Genomic DNA, 16256 nt, shown 5'->3' on the forward strand with positions numbered 1-16256 from the left:
AGAATTTTCCTATGTAATTCTTAAAATACGTTTTTGCTAGCAGTCTGAGAGTGCCACATTGACGGCTAGACCACCTTCACTGGTTTCTTTGTATTTGGAATTCATGTCCTGAGCAGTTTGCCACATGGTAGCGATGACCTGATCGAGCGGCACCTTGGCATTTTTAGCATCTGCGTCAAGCGCCATTTCGCAGGCATTGATAGCCTTAATAGCACCCATTGCGTTGCGCTCAATACATGGTATTTGCACGAGACCAGCTATGGGATCACATGTCATTCCCAGGTGGTGCTCCATAGCAATTTCGCTAGCCATCAACACCTGGGCAGGGGTTCCTCCCATTAATTCTGTGAGTCCGCCGGCAGCCATGGCACTACTTACTCCGATTTCGGCCTGACATCCTCCCATAGCCGCACTGATGGTTGCCCCTTTTTTAAAGAGCGCTCCAATTTCTCCCGCGACCAATAAATATCTTTTGATATCAGAGAAGTCGGCATCGTGGTTCTCGATGGTCATGTAATACATCATGACTGCTGGGATCACCCCTGCTGCTCCATTGGTAGGAGCCGTAACCACTCGTCCCAGAGAAGCATTGACCTCATTGACGGCCAAGGCAAAGCAGGAAACCCATTTCAGTATTTCCCTGAATTTCACTTCGGTGTTTCTGATCGCTTCAATCCACTCTTCTTTGTTGTTGTAGGTCGCCCCTTTTTGCAACCTTTGATGGGTGTCAAAAGCCCGTCTTCTCACGTTGAGTCCGCCAGGTAGAACACCTTCAGTATGACAGCCGATGTACATAGAATCCAACATTACCTCCCAGATTTCTTTGAGTCGCTGATCGATCTCTTCAGGCGGATGAAGGTACTCTTCATTCTCAAGCACGATTTGAGAAATGGATTTATTTTCCCGTTCACAATACGCTTGTAATTCGGTGGCTTTGGATATAGGTCTGGGGAAACATTCAAATATAGCCCGTTGTTTGGCTGCACGCCTGCGTTCTTTTTGCACAAAGAATCCGCCGCCAATGCTATAATAAGTTTCAAAATATTTTTTACCGTCTTCCAACACGGCTTTAAAACGAACAGCATTGGGATGGAAGGGCAAAAAGTTACGGTTAAAATGGATCTGTGTTGATGGATCAAAAGTAATCAGGTGGACCCCATCCAGTTGCAATAACTTATGGCGGCGTATGTAATCAATGGTCTCTGGAATTTCCGCTATGTCGCAAGTCTGGGGATCGGCATTGGTCAATCCCATAATAACTGCGATATCCGTGGCATGACCTTTCCCGGTTAAAGACAGCGAACCATAAAGATCTACTTCGATGGTTTGAACTGCCGACAGCCTGTTTTTGTCCCTCAATTTCCCCAAAAAATTTCTGGCTGCCCGCCATGGACCCAGCGTATGTGAACTAGAAGGACCTACTCCTATTTTAAGCATATCAAAAATGCTGATAGCTTCAATCTTTTTAGGGGTTTCAGACATAAATTACAAGCCGTTTTTTGCGGTGACAAATATAACAATTACCCCTATCTACAGATGCGCTGTTACACCAAAAACATTTGATCCAAGTCTGATTGATTAGACCCGTGCGATGTGGATTTATTTTACAAAATGTAAGGAGAAAGAAATGACATTTTTGACAGAACTAATGACAAGCTGTCACGGTAAAGTCGATGGCACGGACCTTGACTTAAGGAAAGCGAATTCAAATTGAAAACAGAAACTAAAACCATTTATAATGAGTAAAATAATAGGAATTGACTTGGGTACCACAAACAGCTGTGTTTCCGTGATGGAAGGTAGTGAGCCGGTTGTGATTCCCAATGCAGAAGGAAAAAGAACAACTCCCTCTGTCATTGCTTTTGTAGAAGGCGGTGAGATCAAGGTGGGTGATCCTGCCAAAAGACAGGCAGTAACTAACCCTACCAAGACCGTAGCTTCTATCAAGCGATTCATGGGGAATAAGTTCAGTGAGGTAAGCAATGAAGCTGACCGCGTACCTTATAAAGTTGTCAAAGGAGACAATGATACACCAAGAGTAGATATCGATGGGCGTTTGTACACGCCTCAAGAACTCAGTGCTATGATTCTTCAAAAAATGAAGAAAACGGCCGAGGATTATTTAGGAACGGAAGTTTCTGGAGCGGTGATTACCGTACCAGCTTACTTTAACGATTCTCAGCGTCAAGCTACCAAAGAAGCTGGTGAAATCGCTGGACTAAAAGTCGAGCGTATCATCAACGAGCCTACTGCCGCTGCTTTGGCTTACGGATTGGACAAGAAAGATACAGATCAAAAAATCGTTGTATTTGACTTTGGTGGAGGAACCCACGATGTATCTATTTTGGAATTGGGTGATGGAGTCTTTGAAGTATTGGCAACGGACGGTGACACCCACTTGGGTGGTGACGATGTGGATGAGAAAATCATCGACTGGTTGGCCGACGAGTTCCAAAAAGCAGAGGATATTGATTTGAGAAAAGATCCAATGGCCTTGCAACGCCTGAAAGAAGCTGCTGAGAAGGCAAAAATCGAATTGTCCTCTAGTGGACAGACTGAAATTAACCTTCCTTACGTAACAGCTACAGCCAGCGGTCCAAAACACCTGGTGCAGACATTGACCAAATCAAAATTCGAGCAACTGATTGCCGACTTGGTCAAGAGAACCATTACACCATGTGAAAAAGCCTTGAAAGCTGCTGGACTCTCTAAAAGCGATATCGACGAGATCATTCTTGTAGGAGGTTCTACCCGTATCCCAGCGGTACAGGAAGCTGTAGAGCAGTTCTTTGGTAAGAAACCATCTAAAGGAGTAAATCCTGACGAGGTTGTTGCTATTGGTGCTGGAATCCAGGGAGGTGTCTTGACTGGAGATGTAAAAGACGTATTGCTATTGGATGTTACGCCTCTTTCTTTGGGAATCGAAACTATGGGTGGTGTCATGACCAAATTGATCGACGCCAACACAACTATTCCTACCAAGAAGTCCCAAGTATTCTCTACCGCAGCCGATAATCAGCCCAGTGTAGAAATCCACGTACTTCAAGGGGAGCGTTCAATGGCTACCGACAACAAAACCATCGGTAGATTCCACTTGGATGGTATTCCACCAGCAAAAAGAGGAACACCACAGATTGAGGTAACTTTTGACATCGATGCCAATGGTATCATCAAGGTAAGTGCCGAGGACAAAGCGACGGGTAAAAAGCAGGATATTCGTATTGAAGCTTCTTCAGGATTAACAGAGGAAGAAATCGAGAAAATGAAGCAGGAGGCAGAAGCCAATGCTGAAGCGGATAAACAAGCCAAAGAAAAAGCTGATAAGCTGAATCAGGCAGATCAAATGATCTTCCAAACAGAGCAGCAATTGGATGAATTTGGTGACAAGCTAAGCGAAGACAAGAAAGCGCCGATCACTGAAGCCTTGGATGAATTGAAGAAAGCTTACGAAACCAAAGAAATCGAGCAGATCGACCCAGCTTTGGAAAAGTTGAACAATGTATGGACTGCGGCGAGCGAAGAAATGTACAAAGCCCAGGCTGAAGCCCAAGGCGGACAACCAGGTCCGGATGCAGGTGCTCAGGCTGAAGCTGAGGACACCAGCGACGTAGAAGACGTAGACTTCGAAGAAGTGAAGTAAGCAAGATGGCAAATCAATGATTTGCTTCATCGAACTTACGCCCTTTCTTCAATCATGAATTCAGCATACGCAATTCAGATTTTGAAAGAAGGACACTCGTAAGAAGGTTCATAATTATAAGAAAAGAGCTTTGGAAAACCCAAAGCTCTTTTTTATTGCTGATAACCTAGCAAATCCCAAACCTGCTTCGACGAGCTCCATTGTCAGTCTGACCTCCTTTGTCAGTCTGAGCCTATTGTCAACCTGACCCCATTGTCAGTCTGAGCCTGTCGAAGACGAGAAACAAAGAAAAATGCTTCTGAGATTCCAACCCTGCCTCGACGAGCTCAGCATGACATTCTTTGTCGGCCTGAGCCCATTGTCAACCTGAACTCCATTGTCAGTCTGAGCCTGTCGAAGACGTGAAACAAAGAAAAATGCTTCTGAGATTCCAACCCTGCTGCGACGAGCTCAGCATGACATTCTTTGTCGGCATGAGCCCATTGTCAGTCTGAGCCTGTCGAAGACAAGAAACAAAGAAAAAGGCTTCTGAGATTTCAACCCTGCTTCGACGAGCTCAGCATGACATTCTTTGTCGGCATGAGCTCCATTGTCAGTCTGAGCCTGTCGAAGACGTGAAACAAAGAAAAATGCTCGTGAAAAGTCCAACCCTGCTTCGACGAGCTCCATTGTCAGTCTGAGCCTGTCGAAGACGAGTATCGAAGGAACAAGCTTCTGAGATTTTAACACTGCTTCGACGAGCTCAGCATGACATTCTTTGTCGGCCTGAGCCCATTGTCAGCCTGAACTCCATTGTCAGTCTGAGCCTGTCGAAGACGAGAAACGAAGAATCATGCTTCTGAGATTTTAACACTGCTTCGACGAGCTCAGCATGACATTCTTTGTCGGCCTGAGCTCCATTGTCAGTCTGAGACTGTCGAAGACGAATATCGAAGGAACAAGCCTGTACAGGTTTCAGAGTTATCATTCCCATAACTCATTACTCAATATCCATATTCCAGAACAAAAGCTATACTTTTGCTAGCTTATGGATAAGAAAATGCTACAAACGCTCCGAGAGCGATTGCAACAACCACATAAAATAGTGATCATCCCACACAAGAATCCAGATGGAGATGCCATCGGATCTGTGACTGCACTTTGTGGTTATCTCGAACAACTGAATCATGAGGTAACGATGATTTCTCCTAATGAATTTCCCGACTTTTTGAATTGGCTGCCGCTGTCAGAAGAGTTCGTTATATACGACCAAGAAACTGATAAAGCCACGGAAAAACTGAAGGAAGCAGAGATGACCTTCCATTTAGATCATAATGCCTTTCACCGAACGGGTCAAATGGAAGAAGTTCTACAAAACTTGAATACCTTTTTTGTGATGGTCGATCATCATCAGCAACCCGATAATTTTGCCGACTTGACCTTTAGTGATCCAAGTATGAGTTCGACTTGCGAGATGATCTACCACCTGATCACAGGTGTAGGAGATGCAAAGTTGATCACACCCGCTATGGCCACAAGTATGTATACTGGAATCCTCACCGACACAGGGAGTTTCAAGTACAGATCTACCACACCCACAACCATGCGGGTAGCTGCCGACTTGATGGACATGGGAGCCAATTCCGAATCCATCAACCGCAAAATCTATGATGTCAATACCCCCAGCAGAATGAAACTGTTGGGCGTGGCGCTGAGCAACCTGCGTATATTACCGGAATATCGCACCGCTTTTATCACGCTCAGCCAACAAGAATTGGATGAAAATAATTTCAATAAAGGAGATACTGAAGGTTTTGTGAATTATGCACTGAGTTTAAATGATGTAGTTTTTGCTCAGATTTTCATCGAAAAAGAAAGCGAAGGCATCATCAAGACTTCTCTGCGATCCAAAGGAGACTTTGATGTCAACCTTATGGCCCGAAAACATTGGGACGGTGGCGGTCACCGAAACGCTGCTGGTGGTAAATCTGAGTTGGATATGGATGCCACAATGGAAAAATTAATTAGTATCTTGCCTGCTTATGAAAAGGAGTTACTGCAAACTGCTATTTAGAATGCTGCTTCCCGTTTTGGGATGCTTGATGGGAGTTTCCTGTAAAAACCTGGAAGGACGACGTCCCATTACCCAGGCTACAGATACATCCATTCAAGCCGCCATTGAAAACAACAAGGAACTCTATGCTGCCGAAGAGGCTGCCATTGAAGAAGTGATTGCCAATCAGGATAGGAATTTTGAGCGTGGTGCTACCGGTTTCTATTATTCCTTTGTCCAGAAAGACAGTATCGAAAGCAAACAGCCGACTTTTGGTGACAGGCTTACCTTTACTTATGATGTAACCGCTCTGGATGGCAGTGTGATTTACACGCAGGAAGAGATTGGCACGGTTACCAAAAGTATGGAACAAGAATACGGTATTTTTCGCGGGATGAGGGAGGCCTTGAAGTTGATGCAGGAAGGTGAGGAAATGATTGTATATTTCCCCTCTTATGCCGCTTACGGTTATTATGGAGATAACAATCGTATTGGTGTCAATGTGCCTTTCAGAAGTCAGGTAAAACTGATGGAAATCAAGGTGAATCAGGAAGAAGAGATCGTAGTACCTAAACAACAATAAACAGCCGAGGCCTTGCTGAACAAAGGCCAGAATAAACCCTAACAAATTCAATTAATCAAAATTAAAGCAAGAAATGAAAAAAGTACACGGAATACTTTTAATGTTGGCCATGGTAATTATGGCCGCCTCCTGTGAGGACAAATATCCAGACATCGAGGACGGAATTTATGCAGAAATTCAAACCAATGAAGGAACAATGTTGGCTGAACTATACTATGATGCCGCTCCTGTTACGGTAGCTAATTTTGTGGCTTTGGCGGAAGGAACCCACACCAAAGTAACTGATTCTCTGCAGGGAAAACCTTTTTACGATGGATTGATCTTCCACCGAGTGATCCAAGATTTTATGATTCAGGGAGGAGATCCTACAGGAACCGGAAGTGGTGATGTAGGTTATAAATTTGATCAGGAAATCGTTGACAGTTTAAAACACGATGAAGCAGGAATCCTTTCTATGGCCAATTCTGGACCGAATACGAATGGAAGCCAGTTCTTTATCATGCACAAGCCTAATCCTGCACTGGACGGACGTTATAATGTCTTCGGGAAAGTGATTGAAGGCTTGGCCGTAGTTGATTCTATCGCAACAACCAAAACGACCAGGGATCGTCCTGATTCTACCAAAACTATGGAGAAGGTGACGATCATCCGTAAAGGAAAAACTGCCAAGAACTGGGATGCGGTAAAAACTTTTAACGATGCGGTAGAAGCTGCCGAAGCCAAACGCGAAGAAGAAAGAAGGTTGGCCGAAGAACGAAGTGCTCAAGCACCAGCTAATATCGCTGCCAAAGAACAAGAATTGGCCGAACTTAAAGCTCAAGCAACCAAATTACCCAACAGCGAAGTCATGGTGTATGTCAAGACTAAAGGAGAAGGTGGTACGCCAGAAGACGGTTCTACCGTTTATTTGGATTACAGCGGATTCTTTATGGATGGAAAACTATTTGATTCTTCCAACTTGGAAACTGCTCAGAAGTTTGACAATGTGATCCCTAGAAAACAACAGATGGGTGCCTACGCACCTATGCCAGTGCAATACTCGCAATCTGTGGGAATGGTACAAGGTTTTAAAGATGCCATGTTGAGCATGAATTATGGAGATGAGATCGTAGCCTTTATCCCATCAGATTTGGCTTATGGTGAGCGTGGTGCTGCCGGAGTTATCCCTCCCAACACTGATCTTGTATTTGAAATGAAAATGACCAAGCCTGAATAAGGCAACAGAAATTTGATCACATCAATGCGCTACCCTCATCGGTAGCGCATTTTTTATGCACTGAACTCGCCGTGATCTACAGGGCATTTTTTATGTATTTTTATACCATGAAGAAAATCATATATACCGAGTTGGCACCCCAACCCATCGGACCTTACAACCAGGCTGTCTTTTATAAAAACGACTATGAACAAACTTTATACACCAGTGGTCAGATCGCAATTGACCCGGCCACCGGCGAATTAAAAATAGATGACCTAAAAGAAGAAACTCATCTCGTCATGCGCCATTTGGAAAACCTTCTTAAACAGGTAGGGATGAATTTTGAGCATGTGGTCAAAACCACCATCTTCCTGAGCGATATGCATAATTTTGCCACGGTCAACGAAGTATATGGCAGTTATTTTAAAGAAGAGACTGCTCCAGCCCGAGAAACGGTAGAGGTGGCCAATTTACCCAAGTTTGTCAACGTAGAAATTTCACTGATTGCTAAATACGACATCTAATGCCCATCGCTGAATCAGAATTGATCATCAATCCAGATGGCAGTATTTACCATCTCAACCTCAGGCCCGATCAACTCGCCCCTACCGTCATCACCGTAGGCGATCCAGAACGCGTTGCTGAAGTCTCTAAATATTTTGACGTGGTAGAATGTCGCGTCGGGAAACGCGAGTTCCATACGCATACCGGAGTCTATAAAAACAGACGCATATCAGTAATTTCTACCGGGATTGGGACAGATAATATTGATATCGTCTTTAACGAGCTGGACGCCCTGGTTAATGTGGACTTTTCCAGTCGAGAGCTTAAGCCGGTACGCAAAAGTCTGGAGATCATCAGAATTGGCACGAGTGGAGCTGTTCAGAGCGACATTCCTGTGGATGCCTTTCTGCTTTCCCAACGAGGAATCGGTTTTGACAGCTTGTTGCATTGGTATGACAGCGATGGTGGTGATATCGCTTTCGCGAAAGCGGTACAACAACAAATCAAACGATCAAAATTGCATGCAGCGCCTTATGTGGTGCATTGCAGCAAGGAATTGGCCCGTAGGTTCCAGACGGTGGATATGATCAACGGCAATACCATCACCAATGTTGGTTTTTATGGGCCGCAAAGTCGCAAGATCAGGCTGGAACCTGCTGTAAAGCAATTGAACCAGCAGATCGCCGAATTTTCTTATGAAGGTTCTAAAATTACTAACCTGGAAATGGAAACCGCTGGAATTTATGCCATGGCGCATCTCTTAGGACATAAGGCCGTTTCACTCAATGCCATCTTGGCCAACCGGGCTACCGGTCAATTTTCCACGACACCAGATGCTACTGTGGATGCTTTGATTAAGTTGGCACTGGATTGCATCGTCAGCCAATAAGCTGTTCAGGCTTTTTGATACCCTGACGGTTATCATTGACCGGGTTCATGGCGATGTTCCAATAGTTTAACTGAAATTTCAGAAGGTAGTCGGCGGTGGTTTGGTAAATTTCGTTCTATGGAAGAAAAGGACAAGTTTCCGTATAGGCATCGGGATATCAATTGGTTGAGTTTTAACGCACGTGTGTTGCAAGAAGCCGCCGATGAGGGTAATCCGCTGTACGAACGATTAAAATTTATCGCCATTTTTTCCTCCAACCTGGACGAGTATTTCCGGGTTCGTGTTTCTCAGCTGCGACAGTTGAAACGCGTAGAAAAAAGCATCCGAAAAAAACTGGACCTGCGACCCAGCAAATTTGTCAAAAGCCTATTAGCCCGGGTTCATGAACAACAAGAGCGATTGGGGGAGATATTTTTTGACAATATCCTGCCCGCCCTGGCCACCCATCACATCCACTTGCTCAGCACCCGACAAGTGGCCGAAAATTATGCTCAGGAAGCGCTAACCTATTACGAGAAAGAGTTGGCCGACTTGATGGAAACCACTACGGTCAAGGCTTCAAAGACCAGTGATATCTTTTTGGAAAACCAACATTTGTATTTTTTGGTCACTTTTGAAGATCCGAATGAATATGGAATTGTCAATATTCCATCTACTAAGGTGGATCGTTTTACCCAACTGCACCAACAAGGCGAAGATTATTATCTGTGTTTTATCGATGATATTGTCAAACTACAATTGTCTGAACTTTTTCCTGAAAAACAAGTAACCGGCTCCTTTGCCATCAAATTGTCGCGGGATGCAGAACTCTACCTGGACCAGCACATGGATGGCGAGTTGGCCGACAAAATTTATGAATCCCTTTCTCAGCGATTGGAAGGGCAACCTACTCGCCTACTCTATGACCAGCGCATGCCCAAAAACGTGCGTAAACACCTGCGCAAAAGCCTGGGCTTGGGAAAAATAGATATGGTGGCCGGTGGAACCTACCACAATTTTGATGACTTTTTTGGTTTTCCGGATCCAACGGATAACCCAAGATTACATGCCAAAGACTTGCCCAGTATACAACATCATTCACTGGAACAAGCCGACAGTTATTTTGATCTGATCGCCCAAAAAGACCAACTTGTTCACTTCCCATTTATGTCCTTTGACTATGTGCAGGAATTTATAGATCAGGCCGCGACAGATGAGTTGGTGGAAGAAATCAAAATCTCGCTGTATCGTGTGGCCGACGAGTCTGCCCTGACTGATGCCCTGATGCGCGCCTTAGAAAATGGCAAGCAGCTGACCGTTTTTGTGGAAGCCAAGGCCAGGTTTGACGAGGAAAACAATATCAAATGGGGACGTATATTTGAAGAGAACGGCGCTCGGGTGATCTATAGCTATCCCAGAATCAAAGTCCACAGCAAGGTACTGCTGGTCTACCGTCGGGAAGAGGGCAAAAAGAAACGTTATGCCTATATAGGTACCGGGAACTTTAATGCCACCACCTCAAAAATCTACTGTGACCACGGCCTGTTTACCGCCCATAAAAAAATCACCAAAGATCTATCTAGGGTTTTTCAAGTGCTGGAAGGCGACTTGATCATCCCAAGGGCTAAACATTTGTTGATCAGTCCCTTTACCACCCGCAGACGTTTTGAAAATCTGATACGCCGTGAAATGGAGTTGGCCAGGGAAGGAAAACCCGCCATGATCACTGCCAAAATGAACCAATTGGAAGACCGGGACATGATCAAGCTCCTGTACAAAGCCAGTCAGACTGGTGTACGCATCCGACTTTTGGTCAGAGGTTTTTCTTGTTTATTTCCTCAATTGGAAGGACTGAGCGAAAACATAGAGATCACCTCTATTGTAGATCGTTTCCTGGAGCACGGCCGTATTTACAAGTTCAATAACGACGGTGATCCGGTCATGTTTATGGGTAGTGCCGACTGGATGAGCAGGAACCTGGACCGACGTATTGAGGTGTTGACTCCTATTTACGACGCCGATATCTATAAAGAATTGAACGATATCCTTAATTTACAGTTGGCCGACAACCTCAAGGCACGTATCCATACCCCAGAAGAAGACAATCCATTTGTACAACCAGAAAAGGGACAGGAACAACTGCGTTCACAGCTCGCGATTTACGACTATTTAAAAAAGCTACATTCTGAGCCCGCTACCCTATCTTTGTGATCTATGAAAAAGCTGACCAGCATCCGGATCGGAGGCGTACCTGAACATTTTAACCTGCCCTGGCATCTGGCGTTGGAGGATGACGCTTTCGCGAAAGCGGGAATAGACTTACAATGGCAGGACGTTCCAGAAGGCACTGGGCAAATGAGCAAGATGTTGCGCGAGGGCGCGCTAGAAGTAGCCTGTATACTTACTGACGGGATTGTCAAGGACATTATCGCCGGTAATCCGTCACGTATCTTACAGGTCTATGTATCCTCGCCTCTGCTTTGGGGTGTTCATGCCCCTGCGCATATTGAAGCCGATCGTACCGAGCAATTAGAAGATGCCAAAATCGCCATCAGCCGATATGGAAGTGGTTCGCATTTGATGAGCTATCTACTGGCCAAAAAGCACGGCTGGGACACGGAAGACATCGAATTTGAGCTGACCAACACACTAGACGGCGCCGTCAGTGCTTTGAGTAACAACAAGGCCCAACTATTTTTATGGGAGCGTTATATGACCCAACCCATAGTGGACCAAGGTATTTTTAAACGCTTGGAAACCATTGCCACGCCCTGGCCCAGTTTTGTAATTGCCGCTACCCAACAATGTATTGCCGAGAAAGAAGACGCCCTGGTCACCATGCTGGAGGTGATCAACCGTTATACCGCCGACTTTAAACAAATCCCCAGTATAGACCGCAGCATTGCCTCCCATTATGATTTGCAGGTAGGTGATGTACAGCAATGGCTCCTACGCACCGAATTCAGCGATGACCAATTATGGGACAGTACAGTCGCCACGATTCTGGAAGAATTTACAGCCGTGGGTATCATTGAAGACAAAGTCGCCCTCCAGGACCTGATTCACGACCTGCCAAAGGCAGATGAAGAGGAGTAAATCTTTTGGGTGGGTTTTCGTAAAAGAGAAATATAGTAACTTGTACGTATATATAATTGTTGTAACACATTTGAGAAACAAGCAAAATGACAAAAGAAGATTTAATTAGAAATGCAGAAAGGATAAAGAAAACGTCTGAAAAAAACCCACACGGAGGACTAGTAGAAGCTAGAGAATTCTTGAGAATCTATGCTGGTGAAGACAGTTCTTTTTACAAAACTTTGGCGCAGTTAAAAAGTGGCGCGTATGACTCTACTAAAACAGCAAGAGTTAATGGAGTTTTAACAACGTTTATTGATTTTGTAAATAATGACCTTTTGAGAAGTATCTCTCTGGAAAGAGAAATTCAGATAGATACCGTTTCTGATTATTTGGAACAAGCTGAAAAACTTTTAAACGACAAAAAAGTTCATCCAGCTGCACCTGCCGTAATAATTGGAGCATCATTGGAAGAATTTTTAAGAAACTGGCTTGAGGATAGTGGATTTGACATCACAACCATAAAAAACAGTCTTGATGCTTACTCTACTGAATTAAGAAAACAGGACAAAATATCAAAACAAGATTTAAAAGACATTGTTTCTTGGGGTGGAACTAGAAATGATGCTGCGCACGGACATTGGGAAAGTGTTGAGGATAGAAAAAGAATAAAATTAATGTTAGAAGGTGTAAACTTATTTATGAGAAAGTATTCGGAATAAAAACGTGTTACAACAATGTATAACCGCAATTACGGCGGATTCGACTACGTCCGAATCCACTCGGAATTGCTAAAGTCAGTGCCAAACCGAATATTAACGCATAAAAAACCGTAACTGACGGTTATACGAGACCGTTAGCGGTCACCTAAAAACATCACTTATCATCTAAAAAATATTGAAACTTCCATTCAAAACATATTCAAACAAAAACTATTGGACTTTAAAAAATAAAGTCGAGAGGATAAGGTTTAGTTCAAGACGACAAAAATTTAGGATCAAGAATTTTTTCTTAGAAGAAAAATACAAAGCAAACTCTGCAGTAGCTCATATTAAACTGACCCTATGGAGTATTTTCAAAGCATTAGGTTTTGTTGCTTTGCTTTTCGTCATTGAACATTTTGCGACTGAGTATTGGCAATTGTATATCAGCTTATTTCCTGAATGGCTGATCAGATTTCAAGAGCTACTCCCAAAACCAACGTATCCTGATGACCGAGATGCGATAGTTGAACTGATTTCGGTAATAGCAAGTGTTACAGGCGTTATATTGGCCTTGTTCTACCCTATTCTTGCAACTATTGCAAGCACGGCTTACGCTAAGGTTCATGCAAGTATTAGAAATCTTTTGCTTTACGAAAAAGAAACACAAGCCTATTTAAGACGACTAACATACTTGACCGCATGTTCAATTGCTGTTTTACTATTTCTTAGTTTTCATCTGCTACCAGGGAATTTGGTTCTTTCATTTTTAGCATTTTATGCTTTCACAACTCTTTTTGGAATTCTTAAAATTGGTTTGGGTGTTTATAATTTCTTTGAGCCAAGCACTCTGTCAAGAATAGTTTTCAAAAAGTTGACTGACACAATCAAGAGTGTAACAACAGAAGGAGAATATTGGAACGAAAGAAATTTCCAAAATCACAACTATAAACTTGCATTTGAGCAAACTGAAAATTTGGCTTTGCTAACGAGTTTGTGTCTTAAAGACGATGATTTGAAGGAATCATCTTTCAAATCAATCTTTCAAACTTCACTTTACATTCTTCAATATTATCTCCAACAAAAACCAAAAATTCCTATTGACAGTCATTGGTTCCCTAATTCCTACCAGCATCTCTCATTCTTTGAGAGTGATATGACATTAAGAGGATTATCGCAAAACACTAATACTTTTATTCAACCGAAAGTGAAACAGAACCAATTATGGCTTGAAGAGCGCATAGTTAGTAATCTTTCAAGAGGATTGAAATCAGCTGTAGAAAGCGGGCACATAAATGTTTTAGGCGAATCAATTTTAATGACTCACTCTCTCTTTGATTCATTGAGCGCAATAACGGATTTGAGAACAGGAGAGATATTAATGGATAATCTTTTCTCAAACATAACTCTCATAAGTAAGAAAAAAGAAAAAGAGGTTGATGTTTCAAACTATGATGATTGGAAAGATGAGTTAGGTTGCGTTGAGACATATTGCTATGCACTTCTAAGATTTCAAGTTGGGATTTTTGAAGTAGCTACAAAGTTCAATTCCGACAAAACTATTAGTGAATACGAGAAAATTGATTGGGAAAAGAAAGATACGATTTACTCCACCGATTTTATTCCTGACCTCTATGAATCATTAGATAGGTTTCGGCATTTCGTTGAAAATGAAAAAGCGATTGAGGGAAAACAAATAACTCCTAATTGGTATTTTCGACAATCTCTGATAGCTGAACACTTGAGAGTAGTTTCAGAAAAACTACAGTCCTCCTTAGTTTTATTTGATTCCCACCTTCTTTCGTTAGCAAATGACTTTGAGAATGAAAACAACTCGCTACTATCAACCTTCACCGCCCAAATCGGATTGGAGATACTACATAAACTCAACTATAGAGTTGGTGACCTGAAGCCCACCTTATTAGACCTCGATAAGATCGAGGTTTGTAAAGGCGAGTTTAAGTGGATAAAACCAAACTTTGACGAAATTGAAAAATTGCTGAAAGGATATGAGAAAAAATGCTTTGCAATCATTATCAAAAACATTGAGAAACTTTCTTCTGTAAAATGGAATAACCAATTTCCAGATGTCTTTGCTCATTCATATTCTCTTTTGTCAATCCATTTGAACGAGTGCTTCGCAAAAAATGACTTAGCTGAATTTCAAGAAAGCTTTCCAGCTTTTTTGAAAGCATCTATAAATGCTTTTGGGAATCTTAATAAGACCTTTAAGCATTTTGACAAGCCGCAAAACATTTCATATCAAACACTCCTTGACTTGATGGAGATTAGTGGATATGCCTATATCTATTCTGTAATTTACAACAAGCCAGACTATTGGAATTGCGTTAAAACAACTTGGGATGAAAGTTTTACACCAACAAAAGAAAATTTTGAACTATTTGCTACATACTATGAATATTACAAAAACAACTTGCATGGCACAGGGATAAACTTCAATGAAAAACATCAAAGAGAAAGGACACTTTCAGATGTAACCCAAAGTTTAGGATTGCGTCCAAGAGATGTTGATGATTTAATTGTAAGACCCTTTATTAAAGATTCCTACTACTCCAATTTTTATAATGTTGCTGAACTCTTCATGGAGATTTATCTCTTCACTTTTGTAGAAGCCAAAAGTGCAACTAAACTATTGAGAAGAGAATTCTTCAAAAGATGGTGTTGGAATATTGATAATCCAAATCCAAGAACCGATGATGATTTCTGAAACAAATAGACTTTCTATTCGCTACCACACAAACACTCATGATGAAAGAGAACATAATTCATGGATGTTCATGGACGACTTTAGTCAAAATATAGTTCCCGTTTATGGCTCTAAACACGAAATTGTTCAATGCACATTAGAACCAGTAAATGCAGACTTTCAAGAACGGCTTAGTGAATTACTTCCTTCTTATAAGCATCGCTACAACGAAGACTTTAATGATATTATCTTAGGAACGATTCAGTTCATTGCTCAACATTTGGTTCATCATGGTTACTTGGTTCTTGAATTCGTTACCCAAAAGGATATTAACGAAGACGTTATTTATAAACTTGAAACCGTTTTCGGAAAGGAAGTGAAAATTAAAGGCGACAATGTTATTCAAGTAATCCATGCCGATGCAGCAGAACATTTAAAAATTACCGCACCAGTAGTGATACCCATTGCAAAATGTTTTGTGATTGACTTCCCAAAATCATTAGGTGGTAAAGAAAAATATTTGAAATTCCTTGAGGAGTTTAAAGAATTGGGACAGCAAAGCCCTATGATGAGTTACTTTAGAAATCCGCTGACAGGATATGCAGGTTATGACATGACAGAACATCAGAGATTGCATGACCTTGAACTATGGAGAAAGAGTAAAGTTTATAACTGGCATCACAGGGAAAGTAGCGGTAAATTATTTTCAGGTTATTACCATATCTACAGACATTTACAATTCCGAAAATCAAAAATAGAGTTGCGCAATTATGTGGTTGAACAACTCAAAGAAATAATTTCAAAGCTATCAGAGAAGTTCGGAGACAAAACAGAATTAAAAATTGAAGGACTTATTTCATCAGAAAGAATTGACGAAACACTTGAACAATGGAAATCAGGAGAATTAAAACCGAACAGTATAAGTGAAGTATTATAGCCATACGCACT

Annotated in this window: 12 protein-coding genes; 11 read left to right on the forward strand and 1 reads right to left on the reverse strand. The window is 42.2% G+C overall.

Translation table 11 applies throughout. The annotated features are described in order from the left end of the window. Positions 1–36 precede the first annotated feature (36 nt). Positions 37–1482, reverse strand: a complete 1446-nt coding sequence (locus tag EGM47_RS08835; protein ID WP_124980447.1) for an L-serine ammonia-lyase — start codon at positions 1480–1482, stop codon at positions 37–39. A gap of 256 nt (positions 1483–1738) precedes the next feature. Between EGM47_RS08835 and dnaK the strand changes: the two genes are divergently transcribed. The 11 genes from dnaK to EGM47_RS08890 all read left to right on the forward strand — a co-directional run bounded on the left by dnaK (position 1739) and on the right by EGM47_RS08890 (position 16245). Next, positions 1739–3640 (forward strand): molecular chaperone DnaK, encoded by a 1902-nt coding sequence (gene dnaK, locus EGM47_RS08840; RefSeq protein ID WP_124980448.1) that lies wholly within the window; start codon positions 1739–1741, stop codon positions 3638–3640. 1027 nt (positions 3641–4667) lie between these two features. Beyond that, the gene (locus tag EGM47_RS08845) at positions 4668–5693 is read left to right on the forward strand and encodes a DHH family phosphoesterase (RefSeq protein WP_124980449.1); all 1026 of its coding nucleotides are present in this window, start codon (positions 4668–4670) and stop codon (positions 5691–5693) included. A gap of 1 nt (position 5694) precedes the next feature. Then, positions 5695–6255, forward strand: a complete 561-nt coding sequence (gene gldI / locus EGM47_RS08850) for a gliding motility-associated peptidyl-prolyl isomerase GldI (protein ID WP_206052153.1) — start codon at positions 5695–5697, stop codon at positions 6253–6255. Between the two features lie 73 nt (positions 6256–6328). Continuing rightward, positions 6329–7471, forward strand: coding sequence for a peptidylprolyl isomerase (locus EGM47_RS08855; protein WP_124980451.1), 1143 nt, complete (start codon positions 6329–6331; stop codon positions 7469–7471). 107 nt (positions 7472–7578) lie between these two features. Beyond that, positions 7579–7977: a Rid family detoxifying hydrolase gene (locus EGM47_RS08860; RefSeq protein ID WP_124980452.1), complete on the forward strand. Its 399-nt coding sequence runs from the start codon at positions 7579–7581 to the stop codon at positions 7975–7977. Continuing rightward, a complete protein-coding gene (locus EGM47_RS08865; RefSeq protein ID WP_124980453.1) occupies positions 7977–8846 on the forward strand; it encodes a nucleoside phosphorylase in 870 nt (289 codons plus the stop codon). The genes EGM47_RS08860 and EGM47_RS08865 overlap by 1 nt, the downstream gene beginning before the upstream one ends. Positions 8847–8963: 117 nt before the next feature. Further along, on the forward strand, positions 8964–11036 hold the full coding sequence (ppk1, locus tag EGM47_RS08870) for a polyphosphate kinase 1 (protein WP_124980454.1): 2073 nt from the start codon (positions 8964–8966) through the stop codon (positions 11034–11036). Between the two features lie 3 nt (positions 11037–11039). Then, positions 11040–11921 (forward strand): substrate-binding domain-containing protein, encoded by an 882-nt coding sequence (locus EGM47_RS08875; RefSeq protein ID WP_124980455.1) that lies wholly within the window; start codon positions 11040–11042, stop codon positions 11919–11921. Positions 11922–12007: 86 nt separating this feature from the next. Next, positions 12008–12622 carry a hypothetical protein gene (locus tag EGM47_RS08880; protein WP_124980456.1) on the forward strand — a complete coding sequence of 205 codons (615 nt, stop codon included), beginning with the start codon at positions 12008–12010 and terminating at the stop codon, positions 12620–12622. A gap of 175 nt (positions 12623–12797) precedes the next feature. Further along, positions 12798–15329 (forward strand): hypothetical protein, encoded by a 2532-nt coding sequence (locus tag EGM47_RS08885; protein ID WP_124980457.1) that lies wholly within the window; start codon positions 12798–12800, stop codon positions 15327–15329. Then, positions 15316–16245, forward strand: coding sequence for a hypothetical protein (locus EGM47_RS08890; RefSeq protein WP_124980458.1), 930 nt, complete (start codon positions 15316–15318; stop codon positions 16243–16245). Before EGM47_RS08885 ends, EGM47_RS08890 begins: the two co-directional genes overlap by 14 nt. The last annotated feature ends 11 nt before the right edge of the window (positions 16246–16256 follow it).

Source organism: Nonlabens xiamenensis (genome assembly GCF_003865345.1).
GTDB lineage: Bacteria > Bacteroidota > Bacteroidia > Flavobacteriales > Flavobacteriaceae > Nonlabens > Nonlabens xiamenensis.

Bases quoted from the DNA above. Each gene is read 5' to 3' on its own strand.
- EGM47_RS08835 (WP_124980447.1), bottom strand. From the start codon at position 1,482: ATGTCTGAAACCCCTAAAAAGATTGAAGCTATCAGCATTTTTGATATG.
- dnaK (WP_124980448.1), top strand. From the start codon at position 1,739: ATGAGTAAAATAATAGGAATTGACTTGGGTACCACAAACAGCTGTGTT.
- EGM47_RS08845 (WP_124980449.1), top strand. From the start codon at position 4,668: ATGGATAAGAAAATGCTACAAACGCTCCGAGAGCGATTGCAACAACCA.
- gldI (WP_206052153.1), top strand. From the start codon at position 5,695: ATGCTGCTTCCCGTTTTGGGATGCTTGATGGGAGTTTCCTGTAAAAAC.
- EGM47_RS08855 (WP_124980451.1), top strand. From the start codon at position 6,329: ATGAAAAAAGTACACGGAATACTTTTAATGTTGGCCATGGTAATTATG.
- EGM47_RS08860 (WP_124980452.1), top strand. From the start codon at position 7,579: ATGAAGAAAATCATATATACCGAGTTGGCACCCCAACCCATCGGACCT.
- EGM47_RS08865 (WP_124980453.1), top strand. From the start codon at position 7,977: ATGCCCATCGCTGAATCAGAATTGATCATCAATCCAGATGGCAGTATT.
- ppk1 (WP_124980454.1), top strand. From the start codon at position 8,964: ATGGAAGAAAAGGACAAGTTTCCGTATAGGCATCGGGATATCAATTGG.
- EGM47_RS08875 (WP_124980455.1), top strand. From the start codon at position 11,040: ATGAAAAAGCTGACCAGCATCCGGATCGGAGGCGTACCTGAACATTTT.
- EGM47_RS08880 (WP_124980456.1), top strand. From the start codon at position 12,008: ATGACAAAAGAAGATTTAATTAGAAATGCAGAAAGGATAAAGAAAACG.
- EGM47_RS08890 (WP_124980458.1), top strand. From the start codon at position 15,316: ATGATGATTTCTGAAACAAATAGACTTTCTATTCGCTACCACACAAAC.